At 70.9% G+C, this 26,978-nt stretch carries 29 protein-coding genes; 14 read left to right on the plus strand and 15 right to left on the minus strand.

From position 1 onward, the window contains the following. Positions 1–57: 57 nt before the first annotated feature. The 4 genes from AWQ68_RS37475 (at position 58) to AWQ68_RS37490 (ending at position 4,509) form a co-directional block, all read left to right on the plus strand. The gene (locus AWQ68_RS37475; RefSeq protein WP_066950624.1) at positions 58–1,209 is read left to right on the plus strand and encodes an 8-amino-7-oxononanoate synthase; all 1,152 of its coding nucleotides are present in this window, start codon (positions 58–60) and stop codon (positions 1,207–1,209) included. Positions 1,210–1,255: 46 nt separating this feature from the next. After that, on the plus strand, positions 1,256–1,981 hold the full coding sequence (locus AWQ68_RS37480; protein ID WP_066950686.1) for a GntR family transcriptional regulator: 726 nt from the start codon (positions 1,256–1,258) through the stop codon (positions 1,979–1,981). Between the two features lie 9 nt (positions 1,982–1,990). Continuing rightward, complete coding sequence (gene bioD / locus AWQ68_RS37485) at positions 1,991–2,713, plus strand: dethiobiotin synthase (protein ID WP_066950626.1); 723 nt, start codon at positions 1,991–1,993, stop codon at positions 2,711–2,713. 146 nt (positions 2,714–2,859) lie between these two features. Further along, positions 2,860–4,509, plus strand: a complete 1,650-nt coding sequence (locus AWQ68_RS37490) for an acetolactate synthase (protein WP_066950629.1) — start codon at positions 2,860–2,862, stop codon at positions 4,507–4,509. Positions 4,510–4,513: 4 nt separating this feature from the next. Here AWQ68_RS37490 and AWQ68_RS41750 read toward each other — a convergent pair whose 3' ends face one another. Both AWQ68_RS41750 and AWQ68_RS46475 read right to left on the minus strand, forming a co-directional pair. Beyond that, positions 4,514–6,259, minus strand: coding sequence for a serine/threonine protein kinase (locus tag AWQ68_RS41750; protein WP_245656505.1), 1,746 nt, complete (start codon positions 6,257–6,259; stop codon positions 4,514–4,516). Positions 6,260–6,374: 115 nt separating this feature from the next. Beyond that, complete coding sequence (locus AWQ68_RS46475; protein ID WP_505782722.1) at positions 6,375–6,443, minus strand: hypothetical protein; 69 nt, start codon at positions 6,441–6,443, stop codon at positions 6,375–6,377. Positions 6,444–6,588: 145 nt separating this feature from the next. On the opposite strand from AWQ68_RS46475, the gene AWQ68_RS37500 reads away from it, so the two are divergent. Next, entirely contained in the window at positions 6,589–6,966 is a 378-nt protein-coding gene (locus AWQ68_RS37500; protein ID WP_066950632.1) for a thioesterase family protein, read from the plus strand. An 8-nt stretch (positions 6,967–6,974) separates the two neighbouring features. Here the strand turns inward: AWQ68_RS37500 and AWQ68_RS37505 are convergent, their stop codons facing one another. The 7 genes from AWQ68_RS37505 to AWQ68_RS37535 form a co-directional block, all read right to left on the minus strand. Next, entirely contained in the window at positions 6,975–7,187 is a 213-nt protein-coding gene (locus tag AWQ68_RS37505) for a biotin/lipoyl-binding carrier protein (protein ID WP_218007215.1), read from the minus strand. A gap of 80 nt (positions 7,188–7,267) precedes the next feature. Further along, positions 7,268–8,599: an acetyl-CoA carboxylase biotin carboxylase subunit gene (locus AWQ68_RS37510; RefSeq protein WP_066950634.1), complete on the minus strand. Its 1,332-nt coding sequence runs from the start codon at positions 8,597–8,599 to the stop codon at positions 7,268–7,270. 134 nt (positions 8,600–8,733) lie between these two features. Continuing rightward, positions 8,734–9,999 (minus strand): HD-GYP domain-containing protein, encoded by a 1,266-nt coding sequence (locus AWQ68_RS37515; protein WP_066950637.1) that lies wholly within the window; start codon positions 9,997–9,999, stop codon positions 8,734–8,736. A 12-nt stretch (positions 10,000–10,011) separates the two neighbouring features. Beyond that, positions 10,012–11,361, minus strand: a complete 1,350-nt coding sequence (locus AWQ68_RS37520; protein ID WP_066950639.1) for an HD-GYP domain-containing protein — start codon at positions 11,359–11,361, stop codon at positions 10,012–10,014. A gap of 407 nt (positions 11,362–11,768) precedes the next feature. Further along, the gene (locus AWQ68_RS37525; protein WP_066950642.1) at positions 11,769–12,683 is read right to left on the minus strand and encodes an NAD-dependent epimerase/dehydratase family protein; all 915 of its coding nucleotides are present in this window, start codon (positions 12,681–12,683) and stop codon (positions 11,769–11,771) included. 32 nt (positions 12,684–12,715) lie between these two features. After that, positions 12,716–12,982, minus strand: a complete 267-nt coding sequence (gene rsrA / locus AWQ68_RS37530) for a mycothiol system anti-sigma-R factor (RefSeq protein ID WP_066950646.1) — start codon at positions 12,980–12,982, stop codon at positions 12,716–12,718. Then, a complete protein-coding gene (locus AWQ68_RS37535) occupies positions 12,979–13,584 on the minus strand; it encodes a sigma-70 family RNA polymerase sigma factor (RefSeq protein WP_066950648.1) in 606 nt (201 codons plus the stop codon). Before AWQ68_RS37535 ends, rsrA begins: the two co-directional genes overlap by 4 nt. 248 nt (positions 13,585–13,832) lie before the next feature. On the opposite strand from AWQ68_RS37535, the gene AWQ68_RS37540 reads away from it, so the two are divergent. Further along, positions 13,833–14,573 carry a class I SAM-dependent methyltransferase gene (locus AWQ68_RS37540; RefSeq protein ID WP_066950650.1) on the plus strand — a complete coding sequence of 247 codons (741 nt, stop codon included), beginning with the start codon at positions 13,833–13,835 and terminating at the stop codon, positions 14,571–14,573. 52 nt (positions 14,574–14,625) lie between these two features. Here the strand turns inward: AWQ68_RS37540 and AWQ68_RS37545 are convergent, their stop codons facing one another. Together AWQ68_RS37545 and AWQ68_RS37550 are read right to left on the minus strand one after the other, a co-directional pair. Further along, positions 14,626–14,916 (minus strand): TraR/DksA family transcriptional regulator, encoded by a 291-nt coding sequence (locus AWQ68_RS37545; protein ID WP_066950691.1) that lies wholly within the window; start codon positions 14,914–14,916, stop codon positions 14,626–14,628. A 109-nt stretch (positions 14,917–15,025) separates the two neighbouring features. Next, positions 15,026–15,781, minus strand: coding sequence for an SOS response-associated peptidase (locus tag AWQ68_RS37550; protein WP_066950652.1), 756 nt, complete (start codon positions 15,779–15,781; stop codon positions 15,026–15,028). Between the two features lie 75 nt (positions 15,782–15,856). Here AWQ68_RS37550 and aroA point away from each other — a divergent pair, with 75 nt between their 5' ends. Together aroA and rsgA are read left to right on the plus strand one after the other, a co-directional pair. Next, the gene (gene aroA / locus AWQ68_RS37555) at positions 15,857–17,173 is read left to right on the plus strand and encodes a 3-phosphoshikimate 1-carboxyvinyltransferase (protein WP_066950655.1); all 1,317 of its coding nucleotides are present in this window, start codon (positions 15,857–15,859) and stop codon (positions 17,171–17,173) included. A 166-nt stretch (positions 17,174–17,339) separates the two neighbouring features. Further along, a complete protein-coding gene (rsgA, locus tag AWQ68_RS37560; protein WP_373281575.1) occupies positions 17,340–18,206 on the plus strand; it encodes a ribosome small subunit-dependent GTPase A in 867 nt (288 codons plus the stop codon). Between the two features lie 108 nt (positions 18,207–18,314). On the opposite strand, the gene AWQ68_RS37565 is transcribed toward rsgA, so the two are convergent. Then, positions 18,315–18,782: a DUF4442 domain-containing protein gene (locus AWQ68_RS37565; protein ID WP_066950660.1), complete on the minus strand. Its 468-nt coding sequence runs from the start codon at positions 18,780–18,782 to the stop codon at positions 18,315–18,317. An 82-nt stretch (positions 18,783–18,864) separates the two neighbouring features. On the opposite strand from AWQ68_RS37565, the gene hisN reads away from it, so the two are divergent. Continuing rightward, positions 18,865–19,650: a histidinol-phosphatase gene (gene hisN, locus AWQ68_RS37570; RefSeq protein ID WP_084464843.1), complete on the plus strand. Its 786-nt coding sequence runs from the start codon at positions 18,865–18,867 to the stop codon at positions 19,648–19,650. Between the two features lie 25 nt (positions 19,651–19,675). Here hisN and AWQ68_RS37575 read toward each other — a convergent pair whose 3' ends face one another. Further along, positions 19,676–20,488 carry a fructosamine kinase family protein gene (locus tag AWQ68_RS37575; protein ID WP_066950662.1) on the minus strand — a complete coding sequence of 271 codons (813 nt, stop codon included), beginning with the start codon at positions 20,486–20,488 and terminating at the stop codon, positions 19,676–19,678. Beyond that, complete coding sequence (locus tag AWQ68_RS45495) at positions 20,475–20,933, minus strand: low molecular weight protein-tyrosine-phosphatase (protein WP_066950664.1); 459 nt, start codon at positions 20,931–20,933, stop codon at positions 20,475–20,477. The genes AWQ68_RS37575 and AWQ68_RS45495 overlap by 14 nt, the downstream gene beginning before the upstream one ends. 152 nt (positions 20,934–21,085) lie before the next feature. On the opposite strand from AWQ68_RS45495, the gene pstS reads away from it, so the two are divergent. The 5 genes from pstS (at position 21,086) to AWQ68_RS37605 (ending at position 25,615) form a co-directional block, all read left to right on the plus strand. Beyond that, positions 21,086–22,192 (plus strand): phosphate ABC transporter substrate-binding protein PstS, encoded by a 1,107-nt coding sequence (gene pstS / locus AWQ68_RS37585; protein WP_066950667.1) that lies wholly within the window; start codon positions 21,086–21,088, stop codon positions 22,190–22,192. A gap of 5 nt (positions 22,193–22,197) precedes the next feature. After that, positions 22,198–23,175 carry a phosphate ABC transporter permease subunit PstC gene (pstC, locus tag AWQ68_RS37590; protein ID WP_066950668.1) on the plus strand — a complete coding sequence of 326 codons (978 nt, stop codon included), beginning with the start codon at positions 22,198–22,200 and terminating at the stop codon, positions 23,173–23,175. Beyond that, complete coding sequence (pstA, locus tag AWQ68_RS37595) at positions 23,172–24,059, plus strand: phosphate ABC transporter permease PstA (RefSeq protein ID WP_066950671.1); 888 nt, start codon at positions 23,172–23,174, stop codon at positions 24,057–24,059. The genes pstC and pstA overlap by 4 nt, the downstream gene beginning before the upstream one ends. A 3-nt stretch (positions 24,060–24,062) precedes the next feature. Beyond that, the gene (gene pstB / locus AWQ68_RS37600) at positions 24,063–24,839 is read left to right on the plus strand and encodes a phosphate ABC transporter ATP-binding protein PstB (RefSeq protein WP_066950673.1); all 777 of its coding nucleotides are present in this window, start codon (positions 24,063–24,065) and stop codon (positions 24,837–24,839) included. 71 nt (positions 24,840–24,910) lie between these two features. Continuing rightward, complete coding sequence (locus AWQ68_RS37605; protein WP_066950676.1) at positions 24,911–25,615, plus strand: response regulator transcription factor; 705 nt, start codon at positions 24,911–24,913, stop codon at positions 25,613–25,615. Between the two features lie 113 nt (positions 25,616–25,728). Here AWQ68_RS37605 and AWQ68_RS37610 read toward each other — a convergent pair whose 3' ends face one another. Further along, entirely contained in the window at positions 25,729–26,397 is a 669-nt protein-coding gene (locus AWQ68_RS37610; RefSeq protein WP_157546383.1) for a DUF1707 SHOCT-like domain-containing protein, read from the minus strand. Positions 26,398–26,978: the final 581 nt, after the last annotated feature.

Consider the following 26,978-nt stretch of genomic DNA (forward strand, 5'->3'; position numbering starts at 1 on the left):
TGCGTCCCGAACCGGCCCGAAAGCGAATCCACCCGTCCGACCTGCAAAGATGCACCCATGAGTAGGCCACTCGACAGACTGCGCGCGGCCGCCGCCGACCGCGAGGCGGCGGGCCTGCGGCGCGCCCTGCGCCCGCGCGGCCCCGACCACGACGGCCTGATCGACCTGGCCTCCAACGACTATCTCGGCCTCTCCCGGGACGACCGCCTGGTCAAGGCGGCCGTACGCGCGACGGAGAAGTGGGGCACCGGCTCCACCGGCTCGCGGCTCGTGACGGGCTCCACGTGGCTGCACGCGGAGCTGGAGACCCGCCTCGCCGCCTTCGCCGGCGCTCCGCGCGCCCTCGTCTTCTCCTCGGGCTATCTGGCGAACCTGGCGGCCGTGACGGCGCTCGCCCGCGGCGGCCTGGTGGTGTCCGACGCGGGCAACCACGCCTCCATCGTGGACGCCTGCCGCCTGTCCCGGGCCCGGGTGGTGGTCACCCCCCACGGGGACGTGGCGGCCGTGGAGGCGGCCCTGCGCGAGCGCGCCGAGGAGCACGCCGTCGTCGTCACCGACGCCGTCTTCTCCGTTGACGGCGACCTCGCGCCGCTCCCCGCCCTGCACGCGGCGGCCGTACGGCACGGTGCCCTTCTCGTGGTGGACGAGGCGCACTCGCTCGGCGTGGTGGGCGAATCCGGCCGGGGCGCGGTATACGCGGCGGGCCTCGCGAGGGATGCTCGTATTGTGAGAACCGTCACGCTTTCCAAGTCGCTCGCGTCTCAGGGCGGGGCGGTGCTCGGCGCCCCCGAGGTGGTCGAGACGCTGATCGACACGGGGCGGTCGTTCATCTTCGACACCGGGCTCGCCCCCGCGTGCGTGGGCGCCGCGCTCCAGGCGGTCGAGATCCTGGCGAAGCAGCCTGAGCTGCCGGAACGCGCGTCGTCGATGGCGCGGACGCTCGCCGGGGCGGCGCGCGAGCTCGGCCTGGAGACCGCCGATCCGGCCGCCGCCGTGGTCCCGATCGTGCTCGGCCGGCCGGATGACGCGGTCTCCGCGGCGACCCTGTGTGCGGAACTCGGCGTGCGCGTGGGATGCTTCCGCCCACCATCGGTGCCCCACGGGAGGTCGTCTTTGAGGTTGACCGCTCGGGCCAATCTGAGGTCCGATGACCTCGCGGTGATCAGGCGGGCGCTCACCGCCGTGGTCGAACGGAAGGTGGGCAAGTGAGCCGGCGAACCATCGATGACGTCGTGAGGGAGGCATCGTGACCGAGCTGACCGAGGACGCGCCGAGAGTCCCGAAGTACTACGACGTCAAGCGGAGCCTCCTGGAACTCACCAAGAGCCTGCCTCCGGGCAGCGCGCTGCCGCCCGAGCGCACGCTCGCCGTGCGGTTCGTGACGTCGCGGACGACCGTGCGCCAGGCGCTGTCGGAGCTGGTGGTGGAGGGCCGCCTGCTGCGCATCCAGGGCAAGGGCACGTTCGTCGCCCAGCCCAAGGTCGCCCAGGTGCTCCAGCTCACGTCCTACACCGGGGACCTGCGCACCGTGGGCCTCGAACCGGACACCAAGATCCTGGACATCAGCTACATCACCGCCGACGAGCAGCTCAGCCGGCGGCTGGCGATCAACCCTGGCGGCCGGGTGCTGCGCATCCACCGGCTGCGCCTCGCCAACGGCGAGCCGATGTCGATCGACACCACGCACCTGTCCGCCCGCAGGTTCCCGCGGCTGCGGCGGGAGCTGGAGGCCCACTCGTCGCTGTACGAGACGCTGCACAACGCCTACAACGTGCGGCTGACCGACGCCGAGGAGGTCATCGAGACCGTCCTCGCCACGCCGTACGACGCCCAGGTGCTCGGTGTGGACGTGGGGCTGCCCATGCTCCTGCTCACCCGGCACGCCTTCGACGCGGACGGCCACCCGGTGGAGTACGCCCAGTCGCTCTACCGCGGCGACCGCTACAAGTTCGTCACACGTCTGCGCAGGCCCAGCCCCTAGGGTTGCCGAATGAGCATCCTCATCGTCTCCGGCACCGACACCGGGGTGGGCAAGACGGTGGTCACCGCGGCGGTGGCCGCACTGGCGCGGGAGCGCGGAGCCGCGGTCGCGGTGGTGAAGCCGGCCCAGACCGGCGTGGCGCCGGACGAGCCGGGCGACCTCGACGAGGTCATCCGGCTCTCGGGGGTCACGACGACGTTCGAGTTCGCCCGCTTCCCCGCGGCGCTCTCCCCCGCCGCCGCGGCGCGCGAGGCGGGCCTGCCGCCGGTCTCCCTGACGGAGTCGGCCCGGCGGATCCGCGAGATCGCCGAGTCGCACCGGCTCGTGATCGTGGAGGGGGCGGGCGGCCTGCTCGTCCGCTTCGACGACGAGGGCTGGACGCTGGCGGATCTGGCGCACCTGCTGCACGCCCCGGTGCTCGTGGTCGCGCGGGCGGGGCTCGGCACGCTGAACCACACCGCCCTGACGCTGGAGGTGATGGCGGCCCGCGGCGTCGAGCCGGCCGGTGTGGTCGTGGGGAGCTGGCCCGCCGAGCCGGGGCTCGCGGAGCGCCACAACATCGGCGACCTGGAGATGCTCGCCGCGCGACCGCTGGCCGGCGCGCTGCCCGAAGGCGCGGGCATGCTTGACCGCGCCGCGTTCACCCGCGTGGCGAGGGCGGGGCTCGGCCCCACCCTCGGCGGCGCGTTCAACCCGGCCCGCTTCCGATCGACGCTCCGGCTCACCCCCTGACGGAGGCCGTCCCTCGCATTCTGAGGCGGCCGGCAGAAGGGGGTTCCAGGCTCGTGGAGAGCGCTATTTCAGGTGTAGATCCGCCGCCCAGCGGGCAGGGGCGACTCATCTATCCCCCTATGTGACTGGCTGGTAGGTTTCCCGGCATGGAGTCAGCAGCGAAGCACGCGGGCGACGTCGCGGTCGCCGTTTCCAAGGCCTACGGCGTCGAGACGATGTTCACGCTGTCCGGGGGGCACGTCTTCCCCCTGTACGACGGCGCGGTGCACGAGGGCATGCGCATCCTGGACGTACGGCACGAGCAGAGCGCCGTCTTCGCGGCCGAGGCGACCGCCCGGCTCACCCGCGGCCCCGGCCTCGCCGTGCTGACCGCGGGTCCCGGCATCACCAACGGCGTCTCCGGCGTGGCGACGGCCCACTTCAACGGCTCCCCCGTCGTCGTCTTGGGCGGCCGGGCGCCGCAGTCCCGCTGGGGCTCCGGGGCGCTCCAGGAGATGGACCACCCGCCGCTGTTCGACTCCATCTCCAAGCTCGCGTTCACCGGCTCCAGCGCCGAGACGATCGGCCAGGACGTCGAGATGGCCTTCCGGACGGCGCTCGCCCCGCACCGTGGCCCGGTCTTCCTCGACTTCTACATGGACCACCTGTTCGCGCCGTCGCCCGCGCGGGACACCGAGACGCTCTCCCCGTCGCCGCTGGAGCCGGACACCGACGCGCTCGCCGACATCGCCAAGCTGATCGCCGCCGCCGAGCGGCCGGTCCTGGTCCTCGGCTCCGACGTGTGGATGGACCGCGCCGAGGAGGCCGCGCGCGACTTCGCCGAGGAGTACCGCCTGCCGGTCATCCCGAACGGGCAGGGCCGGGGCATCCTCCCCGCCGGGCACGAGCTGCTCGTCACCCGGGCCCGGGGGCTCGCCTTCGGCCAGGCCGACCTGGTCATCGTGGTCGGCACGCCGCTCGACTTCCGCCTCGGATACGGCTGGTTCGGCGGCAAGGACGGCGCTCCCCTGGCCAAGGTCGTCCACATCGCCGACGCGGCCTCCCAGCTCGCCACGCACGTCGGCCTGGCCGCGTCCGCCGCCGGAGACCTCTCCCTCACCTTCTGGGGCCTCGCCGCGGCCTGCTCGACCGCCGGTGTCGATCCGAAGGCGTACGCGCCGTGGGTGGCCACGCTGGCCGAGGCGTCCGCCGCGGCGATCGCCGGGGACGCCGAGCTGCTCGCCTCCGACGCCGACCCGATCCACCCCATGCGCATCTACGGCGAGCTCGGCAAGATCCTCGCGGACGACGCGGTGGTCATCGGCGACGGCGGCGACTTCGTGTCCTACGCCGGCAAGTACGTCGAGCCGCGCAACCCGGGCAACTGGCTCGACCCCGGCCCGTACGGATGCCTGGGCACGGGCCTCGGCTACTCGATCGCCGCCCGGCTCGCCCGCCCCTCCTCCCAGGTCGTGCTGCTCCTCGGCGACGGCGCGGCCGGCTTCTCCCTGATGGACGTGGACACGCTCGTCCGGCACCGGCTGCCGGTCGTCATGATCTGCGGCAACAACGGCATGTGGGGTCTGGAGAAGCACCCCATGCAGCTCCTGTACGGCTACGACGTGGCCGCCGACCTCCAGCCGCAGTGCCGGTACGACCAGGTCGTGACCGCGCTCGGCGGCGGCGGGGAGCTGGTGACGTCGCCCTCGGAGATCGGGCCGGCGCTGCGACGCGCCTTCGACTCCGGCGTGCCGTACCTGGTGAACATCGCCACCGACCCCGCGGTCGCCTACCCGCGCAACACGACCGGGATCTAGTGATCTAGTGCGGCGACGGGCTGGCGTCCGGGGTGGCCGGGGGCGACAGGCTGGGTGAGGGGCTCGGGCTCGGCGCCGTACAGGCGATCTTGGTGACCGCGATCTTGAGCGTGGCGCCCTCGGGTGCCTCCTCCCCGCCCTTCGGGTCCTGGGCGGTGACCTTCGTGCACATCCCGTCGCCTCCGGCGGAGCTCACCCTGACCTTGAACCCGAGGCTCCTCAGCTTGGCGGTCGCCTTCTCCTCGGTCAGCCCGATGACCGAGGGCACCTTCTCCATCGGCTCGTCACTCGGGCTGGGGCTCGGGCTGGGCGACGGGGTCGGCGTCGCCGACGGTGATGGCGAGGGGCTCGGCGACCGGGGGACAACGGCCGGCTGCGACGGCTGCGCGGTCGGCGTGGGCGTTTTGCTGCGCCGTGGCCTGGGCGTCGACGGGCCGATCGTCGGCGTGTCCGTCTCGTAGATCAGCGGGGACGTGGAGGGACCCGCCTGCTCGTCGCCGGACGCGGCCAGGGCGTTGATGCCGAGCGCCGCCAGGCCGGCGAAGACGGCGAGCCCGGCCGCGCCCGCCGCGATCGGGGCCTTCCGGCTCTTCCTACGGCGCGATCCCCTTGGCCCCGGCGTGGTCGCCGCGGTGGCCGTCTCCGGGGGGACCGGACGGTCCTCCCACGCCTCGGCGCCGTACGAGCGGTCCGCCTGGGTGGGGTAGTCGGACGACGCGTACCCGCCGGTCGCCGGGCCGTACCCGCCCGTGGCCGGGGAGTATCCCCCAGTGGCCGGGGAATAGCCGCCCGTGGCCGGGGAATAGCCGCCCGTGGCCGGGGAGTAGCCCCCGGTGGCCGGGGAATAGCCGCCCGGAGCCGGGCCACCGAGGTCGAGCCCCGCGGGCGCCGCGCCGGCGTCGTGCGGGAACTGCGGATGGGCGGGCTGCCGCGCATCGGGCAGCACCGATCTGCGCGCGGCGTCGCTCATCGCGGCCGCGTCCGGCCAGCGCCGGGCCGGATCCTTGAGCAGCGCCCGCTCCACCACCATGCGCACGGCCGGGGGCACGTCCCGTGGCAGCGGCGGCGGCTCGTCCCGGATGTGCTGCAGCGCGATCGCCACCGGCGACTCGCCGTCGAAGGGCCGCCGTCCCGCGAGGCACTCGTACGCCACGACCCCGAGGGCGTAGACGTCCACGGCGGGCGTGACGGGCTGGCCTTCGGCCTGCTCAGGCGCGCAGTACGCGGCGGTGCCGAGGACCATGCCCGCGTCGGTGAGGCGGCTCGCCGAGTCGGCCCGCGCGATGCCGAAGTCGGTGAGCACCAGCGTGCCGTCCGAGCGGACGAGCAGGTTGCCCGGCTTGACGTCCCGATGGACGATGCCACGCGCGTGTACGGCGTGCAGAGCGGCCGCCGCCTGGGCGATGAGCTCCATGGCCGGCTCGGGGCCGATCCGGCCGAGACGGGTCAGCAGCCGGTCGAGCGGCTCGCCGTCCACGAACTTCATCACGAGGTACGCCGTGGGCCCGTCCCCGGGGACGTCGGTCACGCCGTAGTCGTAGACGTCGACCACGCCGGGGTGGTTGACGGTCGCCATCGCCCGGGCCTCACCCTGGAAGCGGACGGCGAAGCCGGGGTCGTCGAGCCTTCCGGGGAGCAGCACCTTGACGGCGACGGTGCGCGCGAGAACCATGTCCTCGCCGCGCCACACCTCGCCCATGCCGCCGGCGCCGAGCCGGGCGTCCAAGCGGTAGCGCCCCGCCAGCGTCATCCCCTGGGCCACCATGTGCCCAATACCCCCTCAAGTTCCCCGGAGTTGTCCAACCAAGCAGACCCGTGTCTCGGCAATGTCACACCCGGGTCACGGAAGCCCGCCTGTCGGGGGCCTACGCGCGGGTGATCCCGTGCTCAGAACAACGGGCGGACCACCCGCACCGGTTCACCTGGACGACCAGGCGCCTGCGGCGCCGCGAGGGTGGCGCGGCGCCTCAGGGCACGGCGGCGACGCAGACCACGTAGTCTCCCTCGCCGGACGGTCCACCACAATGGTGGCAGAACACGCTCACGGCCTCCGAGCGTACGACTACTAGGCTGGAAAATATGACGCTAGCTCCTGGTCTACGCGCCAATGTCCTCATCATGGTGGAGCGAGAGGACACCGCGATCAGGGTGGGCAGCGGGGACGTGCCCGTCCTGGGCACGCCGCGGCTGCTCTCCTTCGCCGAAGGGGTCACCGTCAAGGCCGTCCAGCGCTATCTGGAGCCGGGACAGACGTCGGTGGGCACGCGGGTCGAACTGGAACATCGCGCACCCAGCCCCGTCGGCATGCACGTCGAGATCTCCGCCGAGCTGACCGACGTGGACGGCAGGCGGCTCGGCTTCGCCATCACCGCCGTCGACAAGACCGGACGGCTGGTCGCCACCGGGAGGATCGAGCGGGTGGTGGTCGACCGGGAGCGGTTCCTCGGGTCGCTCTGACCTCGTGCCTACTCGATGACGGCGATCAGGTCGCCCTCCTGGATGACGTCGCCCTCGGCGACCTTGAGCTGGGCGACGACGCCCGCGTCCTCGGCGATGACCGGGATCTCCATCTTCATCGACTCCAGGATGACGAGCGTCTCGCCCTCGGCCACCGTGTCGCCCTCGGCGACGACGATCTTCCAGACGTTCGCCACCATCTCGGCGCGTACTTCCGCCACCACAACTCCTCTTCAGTCATTCCACTCACCGGGCCGGCGTTCTCGCCGGACCGGCGTCCATCACGACCAGGCCCGCGGCGTCACGACCGCATGCGGGACACCAGCCCGGTGTCGTAGTCCCCACTCGCGAACTCGGGGTGGTCCAGGAGTTCGGCGCAGAAGGGCAGGTTGTTCTTCGGCCCCTCGACGCGGAACGCCGCGACGGCCGCGCGGCCACGCTCAAGCGCCTCCGCGCGGGTGGCGCCGTGGACGCAGAGCTTGGCCATCAGCGGATCGTAGAACGGCGTGACAGTGTTTGCCGCGACATATCCGGAATCGACCCGAACTCCCTCGCCGGACGGCTCCTCCCAGACCGAGATCTTGCCAGGTCCGGGGAAGAACCGCTTCGGGTCCTCGGCGTAGATCCGGAACTCGATGGCGTGCCCGCGCGGGGCGACCTCGACGGGGTAGACCTCGCCGGCCGCGATGCGGAGCTGGTGCTCGACCAGATCGCTCCCGGTCACCAGCTCGGTGACGGGATGCTCCACCTGGAGCCGGGTGTTCATCTCCAGGAACACGAAGTCCTGCTTGTCCGCGTCGACCAGGCACTCGACCGTGCCGGCGCCGCGATAGCCGACCGCCTCGCCGACGCGCACCGCCGCCGCGAGCAACCGCTCGCGCAGCTCGGGCGTGATGCCCGGGGACGGGCTCTCCTCCACGACCTTCTGGTGGCGCCGCTGCACGGAGCAGTCGCGCTCGCCCAGCGCGACCACCGTGCCGTCGGCCAGGCCGAGGATCTGCACCTCGACGTGGCGGGCGCGTTCGATGTAGCGCTCGAGCAGGATCGCGGCACCGCCTCCGAACCGCGCGGCCGCCCTGGACGCCTGCTCGAACGCCTTGATCAGGGACTCGTCGTCGTAGGCGACACCCATGCCGATCCCGCCGCCGCCCCCCGCGGTCTTCACCATGAGGGGGTAGCCGATCTCCTCGGCCGCGCGCAGGGCGTCCTCCAGCGTGGTCACCGGCTCGCGGGTGCCCGCGGCCACCGGGACCCCGGCGTTCTCCATCAGGTTCCTGGCGTTGATCTTGTCGCCCATCTGGACGATCGTCTCGGGAGCCGGGCCGATCCAGACCATGCCCGCCTCGATGACGGCACGGGCGAAGTCGGCGTTCTCCGAGAGGAAGCCGTAACCGGGGTGGACGGCCGCCGCGCCGGACTTGCGGGCGGCGTCGAGCACCTTCTCCACGTCCAGGTAGCTCTGGGCGGGACTCGCCGGGCCGAGCAGCACGGCCTCGTCCGCCTCCTGCACGAAGGGGAGGTCTGCGTCGGCCTCGGAATAGACCGCGATCGCGCGCAGCCCCATCCGCCGGACCGTCCGGATGACCCGCCTGGCGATTTCGCCGCGGTTGGCGACAAGAACTGACTCGAACACGCAGCCAACCCTACGGCGGTGCCCCGCTGATCCCCTGCGCTTGATTCCGACTGAACGTGTCCGGGGAATCTGTAGGGTCGGCACAAAAACAACGGTCATCGCCCCGGCTACGGGCCGATCCGGTGCGAATCGCGCTACAAGCGGGTCGCCACGGTGACCCGGTCGACCGCCCGGGCCATGGCCTCGACCACGGCCGGGTCGTACTCGGTGCCGACGCCGAACCTGAGCCGCTCCAGCGCCGCGGCCGCGCGGTCCCGGTCGGGCGAGCCCCCCATCAGGTCGTCGTACGCGTTGGCGGCCTTGATGACCCGGCTGGCCATGGGCGGGGAGTGGTCCACGGTTTCGCACTGGCGGCGGACGATCTCGGCCACGCCGTGCAGCACGCCGGTCTTCCTGATCACCTCCGCGCCCAGCTCGGCGATCCGCTTCGCCTGCGCCGGATCGGTGAGGACGGTGGCCCCGCCCGGGATCGGGTCGCTGAGAGAGAGCTGCCCGATGTCGTGCATGAGCGCGGCGTACTCGAGTTCGAGCAGTTGCGGCTCCGGCATGCCGAGCTCCCTGCCGACGGCGACCGCCAGCATGCTGACCCTCCGGGAGTGCCCCGGCTCGACGTACCCTCCGACCTCGGTCACCCGGCTCAGCGCCCGGACCGTCTGCAGGTACGTCGCCCGGATGCCCGCGTACTTGCGGAACGCCACCTGGGTCACCAGCAGCGGCGCGGCGAACACCAGGAGCGCCGTCATGTTCATGCTGTGCGCGGCGAGCGCGAGCAGCGTCCCCGAGGCGGCCACCGCCGCGCCCAGCGGCGCGGCCATCCGTAGCTCGTCGCGTACGGCGACGCCGAAGGCGGTCCTGACCTGCTCGGCCCGGAGCATGGCGGCGATCACCACGTCGGCCGTCAGCATGAGTGCGACGAGGGCCGCCATCACGCCGAGCGCCGGCCACCAGTTGCCGTCGATCGCGATCGAGCGGAGCGAGCCGGTCAGCGGACGGTAGGCGAAGGCCAGCAGCGATCCGGTGAGCAGCCTCCGGGCGATCGCGTCCAACCGCGGCGGGCGACCCACGGCGAGGTGCGGCAGCGCCCCGGCGATCATCCCGACCGACATGACGGCGACGACCTGGAGCGCGGACTGGCGGGCCAGCTGGCCGCCCACATCGAGCAGGAGCGCGTAGCCGATCGCCGCGGCGGTGGAGATGGGCGCCACCTCGCGGTTGCCCGGCATGGTGAGCCGGGCCAGCTCGCCCACCGCGATCAGCGCGCCGAAGCCGATCGCGACCTGCGGATCGACCGGGCCGCCCGCCGCTGTGTGGGAGATCCCGGCCACCGTGAGCATCCCTGCGGCGCAGATCAACAGCAACTGGCCCGAATCGAGCCCGCGCATCGCCCTGGCGGCGGTCATGAGTCCTCGCCCTCAGCGTTCCGAGATGACCTGGATGGGCATGGTGGGGTCGTCATGGTCCTTGGCCGCGGCCACCGCGGGCTCCGGCGGCGCGGACACCGCGCGCGGCGGCTCCCAGCCGTGCCGGTCGAGCGCCTTGATGAAGGTGTTCACCATGACGGGGTCGAACTGGGTGCCCGCGCCCTTGCGCAGCTCGGCCACCGCCTCCTCGATCGACTTCGCCTTCCGGTACGCCCGGTCGGACGTCATCGAGTCGAAGGCGTCGGCCACCGCGATGATACGGGCGAACTCGGGGATCTCGTCTCCGGCGAGCCCCATGGGGTAGCCCTTGCCGTCCTGCCGTTCGTGGTGGTGCATGATCCCGGCGAACGCCTCGTCGAGGAAGTCGATGCCGTGCACGATCTCCAGCCCGCGCATGGGGTGGAGCTGGATGGCGGCGAACTCCTCCTCGGTCAGCTTGCCGTCCTTCTGCAGGACCTTGGTCGGCACGCCCAGCTTGCCGACGTCGTGCAGCATCCCGGCGTACCGGATGGCGCGCAGCCGTTCGGTGCCCATGCCGATCTCCTCGGCGATCATGGACGAGGCCCGCGAGACGCGGGTGCAGTGGCCCCGGGTGTAGTAGTCCTTCGTCTCGACCGCCTGGCACAGCGCGGCGATCGTCGCTTCGTAGGAGCGCTGCTGAGCGTGGTAGTGCCCGAACGCCCAGCGGGCCACGAACAGCGGGATCAGCACCAGCACCGCCGAGATCGACTGCACGGTCGCCCACAGCCCGGCGATCAGCAGGCCGAAGGTCGCGTAGCCGAGATAGGACCCCAGGATCTGCACCGTGCCGCGGAGCGGCACCTGGTCCTTCCCCACGCCCTCGGCCAGCAGCAGGATGATCGCGGTCAACGCGAAGTTGATCAGTACGAACGCCGCCGTGGCCGCGCCGTACGGGACGATCACCCCGGGGAAGTCGTCCTCGCGCGGCAGGCCGACGGTGCCGCCGGCCAGCTCGAACGCCACACCCGCGGCGTATCCGCAGATCACGAACTGGGCGCCGTTGAAGAGGCGCTTCACCACCGGCAGGCCGGGCCGCACGCTGATGACCGCCATGAGCCCGACCAGCGCCGCTCCCTCGGGACCGACGAGCACGACGGCCGCCAGCGCCGCGGAGAAGCTCACCGAGATCGCGGCCTGTGGCACGTTGAGCACCGTGGGCACGGACTCGCACACCAGAAAGAGCAGCGCCAGCACGATGAGCGTCGGCAACTCGGCCTGGTCGAACCACCCGGGGGTGACGGCGCTCTCGACGACCAGCGCGACGGCGGCGGCGTTCAGTACGACGAAGTAGACCTTCGCCGGCCACGGCAGTTCCCGCATGCGGCCACCTCGCGGCTCAGGTCCAGGAGATCCCGGAGGTCATGCCGGTCTCGGCCACGAACACCACCATGGGCGTGAGCAGCATCAACGCCGCCAGCAACTTGGTGGCCACTCTGTTGAACATCGCTGCCTCCACATCGAAATCCGCCCACAGGCTACAGAAGCCCGCGTGCCCGGTCAGATAGCTCGGCGAACCGCAGCCAAACCGTGACCAACCAATCACGCTGTGCGCATTCGCCCTGGTTCGCCCGGTGGTTCGAGGCACGCCCGCGAGCCCGCGCTGCCCGCTGTCACGCATGGTGAGGCGGGAACGCCGGCTCTGGCCGTTCGGCTCTCGACCGTCCGGAACTCGGTGACGTGCCCGTCACGCCGGCCCGGCAAACCCCACCGGCCTCAGCGGCGACGGTTCAGGAGCGGGACAGAGCCCAGGAGACGGTGGCCTTGAGGCCGGTGGCGAGATCGGTGCGCGGGCGCCAGCCCAGCCCCTCGCGGGCCGGCTCGGGGTCGACGGCCATGGCGGGCAGGTCGCCGAGGCGGGCCGGGGCCAGGCCGGGCTCGTCGGGGGCGCCGGCCGCGGCGGCGACGAGCATGTGCAGTTCTCGGTCGGTCGTCTGAACTCCGGTGCCGAGGTTGAACCTGCGCCCGTTCCCGGCGGAGCCGCACGCGCGGGCGAAGCCGTCCACGACGTCCTCGACGAAGATGTAGTCCCGTGTTTGGGAGCCGTCGCCGTACAGGACGGTGGGACGTCCGGCGAGGAGCGCGTCGGTGAAGATCGCGACCACCCCGGCCTCACCCTCGGGTGACTGGCGCGGGCCGTACACGTTGGACAGGACGAGCGTGGTGTATTCCAGCCCGTGCAGCGCGCTGTAGGCCGACAGGTAGACCTCGCCGCTCAGCTTGGAGGCGGCGTACGGCGAGCGCGGGTCGGTCGGCGCGTCCCCGGGCACCGGGATGGCGGCGGGCCTGCCGTACACGGCCACCGAGGAGGCGTAGACGACCTTGCGGGCGCCGCTGCGGCGGGCGGCCTCCAGGACGTTGAGGGTGCCCTCGACGTTCACCCGGGCGTCGTGCAGCGGGTCGGCGACGCTCTTGCGGACGCTGATCTGGGCCGCCAGGTGGCAGACCACCTCCGGACGCCACGCCTCGGCCATCTCGACGAGGGCGGGGTCCCGCACGTCCATCGTGTGCAGGGCGGCGTCGGTGTTGCGGATGTTCCCGGAGGACAGGTCGTCCACCACCGCGACGTCGTGCCCGTCGGCCAACAAGCGGTCGACGAGGTTCGAGCCGATGAATCCCGCCCCGCCGGTGACCAGTATGCGCATGCCCGCCCCTTCGTCAGGTGTACGGGCTGATCCTAATCGGCCAGCTCGGACCGTACCTGCGCGATGCGGGCGAGGACTTTGTCGCGCAGGTCCCCGGGCACGGGATCACACCCGCAGTGCTTGGCGACGAGCTGCTTGACGACGTTCTCCAGGCCGTACTCCTCCAGGCAGGGCCCGCACTCATCCAGATGCTGGCGGATCTCGGCCCGTCTGCTGTCGTCCAGCTCGCCGTCGAGGTAACTGTAGACCCGGTCAAGGACCTCGCCACAGTCTGTGTCGTGGTGATCGCCGCAGCTCATCGCCCCTCCTCGTCCCGCACCAGGCCGCGAGCGCGCGCGTAGTCCTCAAGCTGCGTCCGCAGTTGTCTCCGCCCGCGATGCAGCCGCGACATCACGGTCCCGATGGGGGTCCCCATGATGTCGGCGATCTCCTTGTACGGGAAGCCCTCGACGTCGGCGAGGTACACCGCGATGCGGAAATCCTCGGGGAGCGCGGCGAGGGCGTCCTTCACATCGCTGTCGGGCAGATGCTCCAGCGCCTCGACCTCGGCCGACTTCAGCCCGGTCGAGGTGTGCGACTCGGCCCGGGCGAGCTGCCAGTCCTCGATCTCCTCGGTCCCGGCCTGCTTGGGCTCCCGCTGCTTCTTCCGATAGCTGTTGATGAACGTGTTCGTCAGAATGCGGTAGAGCCAGGCCTTGAGGTTGGTGCCCTCCTGGAACTGGTGGAACGAGGCGAACGCCTTGGCGAAGGTCTCCTGAAGAAGGTCCTCGGCGTCTGCGGGATTCCGGGTCATCCGGAGCGCGGCGGAGTACAACTGGTCGAGATACGGCATGACGTCGCGCTCGAACCGCTCGCTGCGCTGCTCCAGAGTCTCCTCAGCTGTCTTGGAGACCGGACCCACCCCCTCTAGGACACCGTACCTAGCCGAGAATACCGGCAGCGTAGTGGCGTCTTCCTCCTGGGCTGCGGGCGTGAGCAACGCGTTCATGCACAACTGCAACAGGGCGGGCGTAGAGTCTGTTCCCGGTACGTTTTCGCGGTACGAACACCCCTGTTTGGGGAAGGACCTACGTACCGGCTGGTAGCCCGGAAACCGATTTCCGCTATCTCATGTCGCTTTCTGAGGTAGCCATAGTCCAGGAGCCGCTCGTGCTGCCCATTCCGGCCAACGAACTCAACGGCTCGGGAGCGCTCGGGCCGTACTGGACCTTCTATCACGCGGTCGTCGCCGAACAGCTCCGCCGATGGCTGCCCGAGCGCCCCTCCCTGCTGCTCGACCTGTCCGGCGGCCGCGGCCGCTGGACGGCTCAGGCCGCACGGGCGGGACACCGGGTCATCCAGGTGATGGACTTCCGGCGGCTGTCCGAGCCGTGGCTGCGCGACGCGTCCGGCCGCGTGCAGAAGGTCCGCGCCGACGATCTCGGCTTCCTCCCCGACGCCTGCGTGGACGCGGTGATCGCGGAGGAGCGCGCCCTCTCGGTCGAGATCATGGCCGAGTCCGTGATCGGGGATGTCGCCCGCGTGCTGAAGCCGGGCGGTCGGACGCTGGTCTGCGTCGACTCGCTGGTCCTCGGCATGGCGATCCTCGCCGAGCAGAACTACTGGGCGCACCTGTGCCAGACCGGCGAGGTCATGCTCGTGCCCTGGCCCGACGGCAGCATCACCCGGTGCTTCACCAGCGTCCAGCTCCGCGAGCTGATGACGGCCGCCGGGCTGGAGGTGGAGTGGGTGCGGCCGCGCACCGTGCTGTCGCCGTCCACGGTCGATCACGTGCTCGCCACCGGCGGTCACTCCCTGGCCCGGCTCGTACGTACCGAGCTGGCGACCCGGCCGGAGGAAGAGGACACGGTCGGCATCCACCTCGTGGCCAGCGCCCGCAAGAAGGGCTGACCCCCGTCCGGCGGGCCAGGCTGTAGGTCCAGGCTGTAGGTCCAGGTTCCGTTCAGCGGCGGCGCTCGCGCCTCGACTGGCACTGGACGCAGCGGGCCGCCTCCGGGCGAGCCTCCAGCCTGCCCTCCGGCACGAGGCCGCCGCAGTCCACGCACCTGCCGTACACGCCGTCGTCAAGCCGGCGCAGCGCGTCCAGTACGGCGAGGCGGTGCTGGAACTCGACGTCGATCACCGCCTGTGCGCGTTCGGCGTCGAGCGGGTCCGTCTCCTGGAGCGCGCCGATGGAGCGGTCGAGTTCGTCGAGCAGGGAGTGCAGCCGCATGCGGGCGGTCGCGGGATCCACGGTCCGCACCTCCGGGGGCAGGGGTGATTCCATGGGTTTTGAGGAAAGGAGCCCCCGGCCTCCCTTTCCTCACCGGATGCCCGCTTGGTGCGGTCTTTACACTCCGCGTTCAGAAGAGCACGGCGCGGTCACCGTCATCCTTGAGCGGCTCGAGGAGGTCGGGACCGTTGTTGCGGACGTTGTTGACCGCGGTCGAGACGGGATAGGCCTCCAGCCGCCCGGCGAGCGCGGGGACCAACAGCCGGCTCGCGTCGTTCACACGGGGGTCGAGCCATTCGGCCCACCTCTCCCGCTCGATCATCATCGGCATGCGCTCATGGATGTGGCCGACCCCGTCTTCGGCGTCGGTCGTGATCACGGTGCAGGTGCACAGCCATTTGAGCGGGTCGTCGTCCGGGCGCGAGGGGTCCTTCCAGAACTCGTACAGCCCCGCCATGGCCATGACGCCGCCGTCCTCCGGATGGATAAAGTACGGCTGCTTCGCGGGCTTGGCCCCCTCGGGCGCCTTCATCCACTCGTAGAAGCCGTCCGCGGGGAGCAGGCAGCGGCGCGAGGCGAACGCCCTGCGGAAGGCCGGCTTCTCCGCGACGGTCTCCACCCTCGCGTTGATCATCCGGGATCCGATCGACGGGTCCTTGGCCCAGCTCGGCACGAGCCCCCAACGGACCACCCTGAGCTGGCGCACCGGCCGCTCCGCGCCCTCTTCCCTGCCCTCTTCCTTGGGCACCCGGCTCATCACCGCGTAGACCTGCTTGGTAGGCGCGACGTTGTAATCCGGGCCGATCTCCTCGCCCGTGTCGAGTTCGACCTCGAACTCCTGCAGGAGCTCGTGCCGCTTGCGCGTGGACGCGTACCTTCCGCACATACCCCCCACCTTGCACCATCCAGGCCGTCGAACGGCACCCCGACGCGGCCCGGACCTGCCGGTAGGCTTTCAGCCATGCCGACCCAGCCCCTGTGGCCTGCTCCCGTAGCGACCGGGCCGATCCACGCGACCGTCCGCCTGCCCGGCTCGAAGTCCGTGACCAACCGGGTGCTGCTCCTGGCCGCGCTGGCCGAGGCCCCCGGGTCCGTACGGCTCGCGCTGCGCAGCAGGGACGCCGACCTCATGGTCGCGGCACTGCGCTCACTCGGCGCGGAGATGACCGCGTCGAACGAGAACGTGTCGAGCGTGGACTGGGCGATCACCCCCGGCCCGATCAGGGGCGGCGCCTCGATCGACGTCGGCCTGGCGGGCACCGTCATGCGGTTCGTGCCGCCGGTCGCGGCGCTCGCGGACGGCGAGGTCTTCTTCGACGGCGATCCGCACGCCCGCAAGCGGCCGATGGGCCCGATCCTGGGCGCGCTGCGCGCCCTCGGCGCGAGCGTGAGCGCGGACGCGCTGCCGTTCACCGTACGCGGCCCGATCAGGGGCGGCGAGGTCGTGCTGGACGCCTCGGTCTCCTCGCAGATGGTGTCCGGCCTGCTGCTGGCCGCGCCGCGCTTCGAGAAGGGCCTCACCGTACGGCACAGCGGGCCCCCGGTCCCCTCGATGCCGCACATCGCGATGACCGTGCACCTGCTCCGCGAGGCGGGGGTCGAGGTCGACGACTCCGAGCCCGACGTGTGGCGGGTCGAGCCGGGCCCGATCGCGGCACGCGACGTCGTCGTCGAGCCCGACCTGTCGAACGCCGCGCCGTTCCTGGCGGCCGCGCTCGTCACCGGCGGAGCGGTCACCGTGCCGGACTGGCCCGAGGAGACCACGCAGGGCGGAGACCTGCTCCGCGAGCTGCTCGCCGAGATGGGCGCGGACGTCGCGCGCACGCCGGAAGGGCTGCGCGTGACCGGCACCGGCCGGGTGCGCGGCATCGAGGCCGACCTGCACGAGGTCAGCGAGCTGACGCCCACGATCGCCGCGCTCGCCGCGCTGGCCGACGGCCCGTCGCGGATCAGCGGCGTGGCGCACATCCGGGGGCACGAGACCGACCGGATCGCCGCGCTCGCCACCGAGATCAACCGGCTCGGCGGCGACGCCCGCGAGACCGACGACGGCCTGGAGATCCGGCCGCGCCCGCTGTCGAGCGGGGTCTTCCACAGCTACGAGGACCACCGGATGGCCACGGCCGGCGCGGTGATCGGCCTGGCGGTGCCGGGGGTCGAGGTGGAGAACATCGCGACCACGGGCAAAACCCTGCCGGACTTCGCCCGTATGTGGACCGACATGCTGGCCGGCTCGGGGGACGTTACGGACAGGACGGACGCCATCGGCACGCGGTGACCGGGGCGCGCCGTACCCGCGCGGGGAGCGCGGGCGCACGAGAGGGACGGACACTCTGAGAAAGCGGCACTACGACGAGGACGACGTCAGGATCCGGCCGGGCAAGGGGTCCCGGCCGCGGACCCGGCTGCGCCCTGCGCACGACAAGGCCGTCGAGGGGTTCGTCGTGGCCGTCGACCGCGGGCGCTACACCTGCCTGGTGGGTGACGTCACCGTCGTCGCGATGAAGGCGCGCGAGCTGGGCAGGAAGGGCATCGTGGTCGGTGACCGCGTCGCCCTCGTCGGCGACGTGAGCGGCCGTCCGGACACGCTCGCCCGGGTGGTCCGGGTGGAGGAGCGTCGCTCGATGCTCCGGCGCAGCGCCGACGACACCGACGACGTCGAGCGTCCCGTCGTGGCCAACGCCGACCAGCTCGTCATCGTCACCGCGCTGGCCGATCCCCCGCCGCGCCCCCGCATGATCGACCGGCTGCTGGTCGCGGCGTACGACGCCGACATCGATCCGCTGCTCTGCCTGACGAAGGTGGACCTCGCGCCCGCCGACGAGTTGGTCGCGCATTACGACCCGCTCGGCGTGCCGTACGTCGTGGTGAGCAAGGGCGGGCCGCTGGACGAGCTGCGCGACCATCTGAGAGACCGGATCAGCGTGCTCGTGGGCCATTCGGGGGTCGGCAAGTCGACGCTGGTCAACGCGCTCGTCCCGACGGCCGAGCGGGCGGTCTCGCACGTCAACGTGGTGACCGGTCGCGGCCGGCACACCTCGACCTCGGCCGTGGCGCTGGAGCTGCCCGAGGGCGGCTGGATCATCGACACGCCCGGGGTACGCAGCTTCGGCCTGGCGCACGTGCATGTGGAGACCGTGCTGGCGTCCTTCCCCGACCTGAACGAGGCGACCGTCGAGTGCCCCAAGGGCTGCACGCACCTCGGCGACGGGTGCGCCCTCGACCGTTTCGTGGCCGAGGGGCACGCCGACCCCGCCCGCCTGGAGTCCCTGCGCCGGCTGCTCACCAGCCGCGAGGGCGGCGACGACTGACGCTCTCCGGCATGAACGCCGGAGATTCAGCCTGTGCCGCGACCCGCGACATCTCCACACAGGCTTCCACGCCTGCCCGCCCGTCCGGGCCGGTGTGAAACGTTCCCGTTACGCCGGAGAGTCACCCCCGGCCTGAACGCGCACATTGGGGCGCAGGGTCCAGGAGAAGGCCACCTCGGAGACGACGACGTCGTCGGCGTTCCTGATCTCCACCGCGACGGTGAACTCGGGCCGCTTCCCCTCGTCCAGCAGGGCCACGACCTCCGCGCGGTCGGCGCGCAGCGTCGCGGTGGCGGTCACCTCTCCCTTGGCCAGCTTGAAATAGCGGATCTCGGCCGAGGCGGTGAGGGGGACGGCCCGGGAGAGCTGGTCGCCGAAGGCCGACAGCATGGCCGCACCCGAGGCCGACTCCGCCAGCGAGAAGAGCGCGCCCGCGTGCGGCCCGCCGACGTGATTGTGCAGGTCGCCGCGGTCGGGCAGGCGGGCGATCGCCGTCCCCGTGCCGACCGAGTCGAAGGAGATGCCCAGCAACCGGGCGAAGGGCACGCTGTCGAGGAGGAAAGCACCGATGTCCATGACGGAATGTTACTCGGTAGTAAATTCCGGAGCGATGCCCGATCTGATGTGACCGGCGCGGGTCGCGATAGCGTTGATCCCTGTGACCGGCTACACCGACGATCTGCGTCTCGCGCACGTGATGGCGGACGCCGCCGACGACATCACCATGCGCCGCTTCAAAGCGGTCGACCTCAAGGTCGACACCAAACCCGACCTCTCACCGGTCAGCGACGCCGACCGCGCGGTCGAGGAGGCCATTCGCGGCACCCTGCGCCGGGCCCGGCCGCGCGACGCCATCGTGGGCGAGGAGTTCGGCAAGACCGGGTACGGCATGCGCTCGTGGGTGATCGACCCCATCGACGGTACGAAGAACTACGTGCGCGGCGTCCCCGTCTGGGCCACTCTCATCGCGCTGATGGAGGAGGGCAAGGTCGTCGTCGGCGTCGTCTCCGCCCCGGCGCTCGGCCGCCGCTGGTGGGCCGTCCGGGGCGGCGGCGCGTGGACCGGCCGCAACCTGACCAAGGCCACCCGTTGCCAGGTCTCCGGCGTGGCCCGGCTCGCCGACGCGTCGTTCTCGTACTCCAGCCTGACCGGCTGGGAGGAGCAGGGGCGGCTCGACAACGTGCTCGACCTCATGCGCGGTGTCTGGCGCACCCGGGCGTTCGGCGACTTCTGGTCGCACATGATGGTCGCCGAGGGCGCGGTCGACATCTCCGCAGAGCCCGAGCTGTCGCCCTGGGACATGGCCGCGCTCACCGTCATCGTGGAGGAGGCGGGGGGCACCTGCACCGCCGTGGGCGGCGGCGATCCGCTTGAGGGCGGCAGCATGGTCTGCACGAACGGCCCGCTGCACGACGAGGTGCTCAAGCGGCTGAACCGCGACTGATCCCGCTAAGTCGTCGTTTCGCCGGTCACAGGGCGAGGGTCTGCGACACCGCCGACAGCAGGCTGCCGCGGTAGGCCTCGCCGTACAGGCAGACGTGGACGAGCAGCGGGTGAAGCTGGTGCATCGGCACGCGCTCGCGCCACCCGTCGGCCGGCGGCGCGGCCTCGCGGTACGCCGCGAGGATCGTGTTCAGATGCGGCGCGCCGAAGAGGGCGAGCATGGCGAGGTCCGTCTCCCGGTGCCCGCCGTGTGCGGCCGGATCGATGAGGACCGCCCGCTCCGCGCCGGACGCGCCGGACGACGCCGTCCAGAGCACGTTGCCGCTCCAGAGGTCGCCGTGGATGCGGCTGGGCGGCTCGGCCGGGCCGCACACCTCCGGGATGAGGTCGCACGCCTCCTCGATCAGCTTCACGTCCGCGTCCGTCAGCGCCCCGCCGTCCCGTGCCAGTCGTACGAACGGGAGGACACGGTGCCGCACGTAGAAGGACGGCCAGTCCGGCTCGGGCGTGTTGTCCATGGATAGCTCGGCGATATAGCCGGGCCACGGCGCGCCGAAGCCGGGCGCGCCCGCGCGGTGCAGCGCCGCCAGCTCGCGGCCGAACCGCTCGGCCGCGGCGGCGGTCGCGTGCGCGGGCTCGATCCACTCCAGGGCCAGGGTTCCGTCGCCGGCCTCGATGACCTCGGGTACGGCGACCGCCCCCGCCTCGGCCAGCCAGCGCAGCCCGGCCGCCTCGGAGGTGAAGTCCGCGCCGCGCTTGACGAAGACCCGGCGGCCGTCGATCTCACCCTCGTGCAGCGTCCAGGCGTGGCTGGAGCCCAGATCCCTAGTGATCCGCAAGGTGCCTCGCCAGCCCTTCCGAGGCGGCCTCCACCATCCTGAGCACGTCGAGGAAGCCCGAGCGGCCTCCGTAGTACGGATCGGGCACCTCCGCCCCCGGGGGCGAGGCGGGGTCGAAGGAACGGAACAGCCGCACATCCGCCTCCGGCGGGGCGATCCTGCGCACGGCGCTCAGGTTCTCCGCGTCCATGACCAGAACGAGGTCGCGCTCGGCGAACCAGGCGGGGTCGAACCGCCTGGCCCGGTGTGTGGAGCCGTCATACCCGCCCTCGGCCAGCGTCGCCAGCGCCCGCTCGTCCATGGGCTGGCCGACATGCCAGCCACCGGTGCCCGCGCTGTCGACCTCGATGTCGAGGCCGTGTTCCTCCAGCGTGCGGCGGAGCACGAACTCCGCCATCGGCGAGCGGCAGATGTTGCCCATGCAGACCAGGCAGATGCGCTTCATGTGCTCATGGTCCCAGTTCCTCGCGTCCCCAAGGGAATCGGCACAAGAGCGACTGTGGCCGTTCACTGCCCGTTCACCTTTAACGGGGCATTAAGTCACCTTGACTCTTTACCGTCCTACTCGTTGAAAGAGCAACGTGGGAGGACATAACCGTGAAGTATGCAGGCCGGCTCGCCGCGGCCGCCATCGCCGGCGTGCTTTCGCTCGCTGCGTGCGGCACCGATAACAACACCGGCGCCGACAGTGGTGCCACCGCCGCTGGTTCCCCCGCCGCCGCCGGCGGTCTGTCCGGAACCATCAACGCGGCCGGCTCCTCCGCACAGGGCCCCGCGATCGAGGAGTGGAAGAAGTCCTTCCAGTCCGCAAACCCGGGTGTGAGCCTCAACTACCAGGGCAGTGGCTCCGGCGCGGGCGTCCAGGCGTTCATCCAGGGCACCGTGGCCTTCGCGGGCTCCGACTCCGCTCTCAAGGACGACAAGGGTGAGCCGGAGCAGGCCGACGCCCGTTGCAAGACCGGCAAGGCGATCAACATTCCGATGGTCACCGGCCCGGTCGCGGTCGTCTACAACCTTCCGGGTGTCGACGGGCTGCAGCTCTCCCCGAAGACGATCGCCGGCATCTTCAACAGCCAGATCACCAAGTGGGACGACCCGGCCATCAAGGCCGAGAACCCGGACGCCAAGCTTCCCTCGACCGCGATCCAGGCGTTCCACCGCTCGGACGAGTCGGGCACCAGCGACAACTTCACCAAGTTCCTCAAGGCCACGGCGGACTGGCCGTACGAGCCGGCGAAGGCATGGCCGGCCGAGGCCAAGGGCCAGGGCTCCAAGGGCAGCGACGGTGTCGCCTCCTCGGTGAAGAGCACCGAGGGCGCGATCAGCTACGTCGACCTCGCGTACGCGGAGAACTCGCAGCTCCAGAAGGCCAAGGTCTCCAACGGCTCCGGTGAGTTCGTCGAGCTCACCCCGGAGAGCGCGGCCAAGACCGTCGAGTCGGCCGAGATCACCGGCACCGGCAACGACCTGAAGCTGTCGATCGACTACGCCACCAAGGCCGCGGGCGCGTACCCGATCGTCCTGGTGACCTACGAGATCACCTGCGAGAAGGGCCTGTCGGCCGAGGACGCCAAGCTGGTCAAGTCCTTCCTGACCTACACGTCCAGCGACGAGGGCCAGCAGGCGCTCACCGGCCTCGGCTACGCCCCGCTCCCCGCGAGCCTGCTCACGAAGGTCCGCACCGCCGTCGAGGCGATCTCCTAACCCAGATGGTCACGACATCACCTACACGTGAAGGCGGACCGGCCGTGCGCCGGTCCGCCTTCCGGCGCAGCCGTGGCGACGTGCCGTTCCGTGTCGCCTCGATCGGAGCGGGCATCGTCCTACTGGCGATCATGGCGGCCATCGGCGTCTTCCTGGTCGTCAAGGCCATCCCCGCGCTCCAGGCGAACACCTCGAACTTCCTGACCGAGAAGATCTGGACCCCCAACGCGACGGAGCCGAAGTTCGGCATCGCCGCGCTCGCGTTCGGCACCGTGCTCGGCTCGTTCCTGGCGCTGATCATCGCGACGCCGGTCGCCATCGGCGTGGCGCTGTTCATCTCCCACTACGCGCCGCGCCGCCTGGCCGCCGTCCTCGGCTACGTCGTCGACCTGCTGGCCGCGGTGCCCAGCGTCGTCTACGGCCTGTGGGGCGTCGCCTTCCTGGTGCCGTTCATGCGCGGCCCGTCGGAGTTCCTGAACACGTACTTCGCCTGGATCCCGCTGTTCGGCGGAGACCAGGTCGTCGGCAAGTCCATGCTGACCGCCTCGATCGTGCTGGCGATCATGATTCTGCCGATCATCGCGGCGATCTCGCGCGAGGTGTTCCTCCAGGCGCCGAAGATGCAGGAGGAGGCCGCGCTCGCCCTCGGGGCCACCCGGTGGGAGATGATCCGGATGTCGGTGCTGCCCTTCGGCCGCCCCGGCATCATCAGCGCGGCGATGCTCGGCCTCGGACGGGCCATGGGCGAGACGATCGCGGTCGCGCTCATCCTCCCCGCGACCTTCGGGATCTCGTTCCAGATCCTCGGTCCGAACGGCAACAGCATCGCCGCCAACATCGCCAACGGCTTCGGCGAGGCGACCACCATCGGCCGTGGCGCGCTGATCGCGTCCGGCCTTGTCCTCTTCCTGATCACGCTGGTGGTGAACATGGGCGCCCGCCTGATCATCGCCCGCCGGAAGGAGTTCGCGAGGGCCGCATGACCACTGTGCAAACGGGCATTCAGCCCATCTCGACCAGCCGCCGGGTGAAGGACCGCGTCGTCCAGGCGCTGGTCTATCTCGCATTCGCCATCGCGGTCGTCCCCCTGCTGTCGGTGCTGTGGCTCGTCGTCAAGAACGGCCTGGCGCGCTTCGACCTGGAGTTCCTCACCCACTCCATGCGCAACATCGGAGCCAGGGACGCCGGCGGCGGCGCGTACCACGCGATCATCGGCACCCTGGAACAGGTCCTCCTCGCCTCGCTCATCGCGGTGCCGATCGGCCTGCTCACCGCCGTCTACCTGGTGGAGTACGGCGCCGGCGGACGGCTCGCCCGGTGGATCAGCTTCTTCGTGGACGTCATGACCGGCGTCCCATCAGTCGTTTCCGGCCTCTTCGTGCTGGCCTTCTGGGTCCTCGCCCTCGGCATGCCGTTCTCGGGCTTCGCCGGCGCGATGGCGCTGTCGATCCTGATGATGCCGGTCGTGGTCCGCTCCGCCGAGGAGATGCTGCGTCTCGTGCCGAACGACCTGCGCGAGGCGTCGTACGCGCTGGGCGTCCCGAAGTGGCGCACCATCGTCAAGGTTGTGCTGCCCACCGCGTTCACCGGCATCGTGACCGGCGTGATGCTCGCCGTCGCCCGCGTCGCCGGTGAGACCGCCCCGCTGCTGCTCACCGTCTTCTTCACCGACTCCATCAACAACGACCCGTTCAGCGGGCCGCAGATGGGCCTCCCCCTGTACGTCTTCGACCAGGCGGGACGGCCGACCGACACGGCGATCGACCGCGCGTGGACCGGGGCGCTGACCCTGATCCTGATCGTCATGCTGCTCAACCTGGTGGCGCGCCTCATCGCGTGGTGGCGCTCGCCCGCGAAGAGAGGTTAGGACATGGCCAAGCAGATCGAGGTCGCCGGACTCGACGCCTACTACGGGGCGCACAAGGCCATCGAGGACATCACGATGACCATCGAGCCGCGCACGGTGACGGCGTTCATCGGCCCGTCCGGGTGCGGCAAGTCCACCTTCCTGCGGACGCTCAACCGGATGCACGAGGTCGTCCCCGGCGCCCGCGTCGAGGGCAAGGTCCGCCTCGAGGATCAGGACCTTTACGGCCCCGACGTGGATCCCGTCTCCGTACGCCGGACCATCGGCATGGTGTTCCAGCGGCCCAACCCGTTCCCGACGATGTCCATCTACGACAACGTCGCCGCCGGCCTCCGGCTCAACGGGCGGTTCTCCAGGTCGGAGCTGGACGGCATCGTCGAGTCCTCCCTCAAGGGCGCCAACCTCTGGAACGAGGTCAAGGACCGCCTGAACAAGCCCGGCTCGGGCCTCTCCGGCGGTCAGCAGCAGCGCCTGTGCATCGCCCGGGCCATCGCCGTACGCCCACAGGTCCTGCTCATGGACGAGCCCTGCTCGGCCCTCGACCCGATCTCCACGCTCGCGATCGAAGACCTCATCTCGTCGCTCAAGCAGGACTACACGATCGTGATCGTGACGCACAACATGCAGCAGGCCGCCCGCGTCAGCGACAAGACCGCGTTCTTCAACCTGGCGGGTCAGGGCCAGCCGGGCAAGCTCATCGAAATGGACGACACGTCCAGGATCTTCACCAACCCCGGGCAGAAGGCGACCGAGGACTACATCACCGGCCGCTTCGGCTGACCCCGGCCCGGATCTGGGCGCGGTCTCGGCTTCTTCGTGAAACGGAAACGCAAGGAAGTGGAGGAACCCGGGTGACGGTACCCGCAGTGGAGGGGGACACTCGGTCGGCACCCATACTCCTGGTGGCCGATCCGGACAGCGACCTGATCCGGCAACTCACGGCCGCTCTGGAACCCGAAGGCGTCGAGGTCACCGGCGTGCCCGATGGCGCCCAGGCGCTGCTCCAGGCGGGCGCCCTCCAGCCCGACGCCGTCCTGATCAGCGCCTCGCTGCCCATCATCGGCCCGCTCGACTTCGTCCGCGCCGTACGGCTGGCGCGGGCCGTACCGGTCCTGCTCGGCATCGATTTCGGCAGCGATGCCGAGCAGGCCGTACGCGCCCTCGCCGCGGGGGCTACGGCCTGCGTGGCCCGGCCGTACCGCGTCCCCGAGTTGCTCCCCCTCGTCCAGGCCGCCTTCCGGCGCCAGGAGATCGAGCGGACCGTACTGACGATCGGCAACGTCGAGTTGGACGTCACCGCCTACCAGGTCAAGGTCAACGGGAAGATCGTGCATCTCCCCCTCAGAGAGTTCGAGCTCCTGTACTACCTGATGCGCAACGCCGACCGTACGGTGACCCGCGACCAGATCATGCGGCACGTCTGGCACTCCCCCGACGCCATGTCCACGAACACCATCGCGGTCCACGTGAAGCGCCTCCGCGCCCGCCTCGGCGACGTGGACGACCAAATGATCCAAACCGTCCGCGGCGTCGGCTACCGCCTGGTTTCCAGCTGAGCTTCCTCTCGGACTCCAGGCTCGTGGGGCACGAGGGGCGATACGTGGGGCCCGCCGGCCCTGGGGTAAGGCGGTAGCCGTGGCCGACCGTCTCCGCTCAGGGATAAGCGCCGCTACCCGAGCGCGTGTCCGGCGGAACGGCCGAGCATGCGGCGCAGCCGTCCGGGGCGGCGAGGCGGGCGAATGACCACGCTGCCACCGACGATCTCTCCGGTCACGATGATCCGGTGGACGATCGGCGCGTCCGGCGGGGCGTCCTTGGCGGACCGGTCGCGCACGGAGCCGCCATGCATACTCACCTCATTTCCGTCCACGGCATAGCCCGGCGGGACGACGATGCGCAGCGATCCTCCGCGCATGTGCACGTTCACCTCGGTCATCGCGCCCGCGACGGTCGCGCGGGTGAAGTCGAGGAGCACGGAGCCTCCGCGCACGTCCAGATCCAGCCTCTTCGGGACGATCCAGACACCCTCATATCTGACGCTGCCGCCGACCCGCTTGACGTGCACGACATCTTTGGACTGCACCGGCGGAGCGGAGAGCGACTCGCCCAGCGCTGCCAGCGCGCCCGAACCGAGCCCGGGCAGATCCCCCAGCAGCGGCGCCAGGTCAGCGTAGGTTCGGGCGCCGAAGGCCGCCTCCAGCCGCTCGTCGAGCTCCTCCATGGTCAGCCGGCCATCCCCGGCGGCCACCCGCAACGCATCGGCGACCCGGTCGCGATCCTCGTGCGAGACCCGCATCTCCTTTGGGTCTCTCGGTTCCATGGGCGTCGGCAGGCTCATGATCCGCACGATATTGCATCCGCGGCCTATCGGTCACTCGCGAGTTACCGGGCACCCATTCGTTGGCCGAGCCTCCTAGCTAGCTGGTGCGCATGGCTGAGGCCCGTAGGCACTGCGCATGGCCAAGGCGCGTAGGCACTGCGCATGGCTGAGGCGCGTAGGCACTGCGCATGGCTGAGGTCCGTAGGCGCTGCGGCGGGGGCTGCTCCGGCCGGCCGTGATAGTTGCGCTCTGGTGATGCCGCTCCCGCAGCCGTCGCAGGCGCGGTGGTACATGGCACGGTCCTACGCCGGCCTCCACAACCCCCGCCTCCGCGCCAACCTCCCCCGCCGCACCCCGGCCACCACCACGACCGACCCGAGAGCCACACACCAAAACCGGAGCCGCAGCAACACGACCAAGGGCAGAGACACTGCCAACCAGACCCAGCCACACCGAACCAACAAAACCAGCCCCAGGCAGCAAAAGCCAGACATAACCCCCGAAAACAAAAAGGGACCCCCCACAAACACCACACCACCACAAACACCACACCACCACCAGCCGGGCCAGCCAGAACACCACAACCCGCCAACCCCGGG

Origin of the sequence: Microtetraspora fusca, from assembly GCF_001570365.1 — a bacterium.
GTDB classification, from domain to species: domain Bacteria; phylum Actinomycetota; class Actinomycetes; order Streptosporangiales; family Streptosporangiaceae; genus Microtetraspora; species Microtetraspora fusca.

Bases quoted from the DNA above. Each gene is read 5' to 3' on its own strand.
- AWQ68_RS37475 (WP_066950624.1), top strand. From the start codon at position 58: ATGAGTAGGCCACTCGACAGACTGCGCGCGGCCGCCGCCGACCGCGAG.
- bioD (WP_066950626.1), top strand. From the start codon at position 1,991: ATGAGCATCCTCATCGTCTCCGGCACCGACACCGGGGTGGGCAAGACG.
- AWQ68_RS37490 (WP_066950629.1), top strand. From the start codon at position 2,860: ATGGAGTCAGCAGCGAAGCACGCGGGCGACGTCGCGGTCGCCGTTTCC.
- AWQ68_RS41750 (WP_245656505.1), bottom strand. From the start codon at position 6,259: ATGACGCTGGCGGGGCGCTACCGCTTGGACGCCCGGCTCGGCGCCGGC.
- AWQ68_RS37500 (WP_066950632.1), top strand. From the start codon at position 6,589: ATGACGCTAGCTCCTGGTCTACGCGCCAATGTCCTCATCATGGTGGAG.
- AWQ68_RS37515 (WP_066950637.1), bottom strand. From the start codon at position 9,999: ATGACCGCCGCCAGGGCGATGCGCGGGCTCGATTCGGGCCAGTTGCTG.
- AWQ68_RS37520 (WP_066950639.1), bottom strand. From the start codon at position 11,361: ATGCGGGAACTGCCGTGGCCGGCGAAGGTCTACTTCGTCGTACTGAAC.
- AWQ68_RS37525 (WP_066950642.1), bottom strand. From the start codon at position 12,683: ATGCGCATACTGGTCACCGGCGGGGCGGGATTCATCGGCTCGAACCTC.
- rsrA (WP_066950646.1), bottom strand. From the start codon at position 12,982: ATGAGCTGCGGCGATCACCACGACACAGACTGTGGCGAGGTCCTTGAC.
- AWQ68_RS37550 (WP_066950652.1), bottom strand. From the start codon at position 15,781: ATGTGCGGAAGGTACGCGTCCACGCGCAAGCGGCACGAGCTCCTGCAG.
- aroA (WP_066950655.1), top strand. From the start codon at position 15,857: ATGCCGACCCAGCCCCTGTGGCCTGCTCCCGTAGCGACCGGGCCGATC.
- AWQ68_RS37565 (WP_066950660.1), bottom strand. From the start codon at position 18,782: ATGGACATCGGTGCTTTCCTCCTCGACAGCGTGCCCTTCGCCCGGTTG.
- AWQ68_RS45495 (WP_066950664.1), bottom strand. From the start codon at position 20,933: ATGAAGCGCATCTGCCTGGTCTGCATGGGCAACATCTGCCGCTCGCCG.
- pstC (WP_066950668.1), top strand. From the start codon at position 22,198: ATGGTCACGACATCACCTACACGTGAAGGCGGACCGGCCGTGCGCCGG.
- pstA (WP_066950671.1), top strand. From the start codon at position 23,172: ATGACCACTGTGCAAACGGGCATTCAGCCCATCTCGACCAGCCGCCGG.
- pstB (WP_066950673.1), top strand. From the start codon at position 24,063: ATGGCCAAGCAGATCGAGGTCGCCGGACTCGACGCCTACTACGGGGCG.
- AWQ68_RS37610 (WP_157546383.1), bottom strand. From the start codon at position 26,397: ATGAGCCTGCCGACGCCCATGGAACCGAGAGACCCAAAGGAGATGCGG.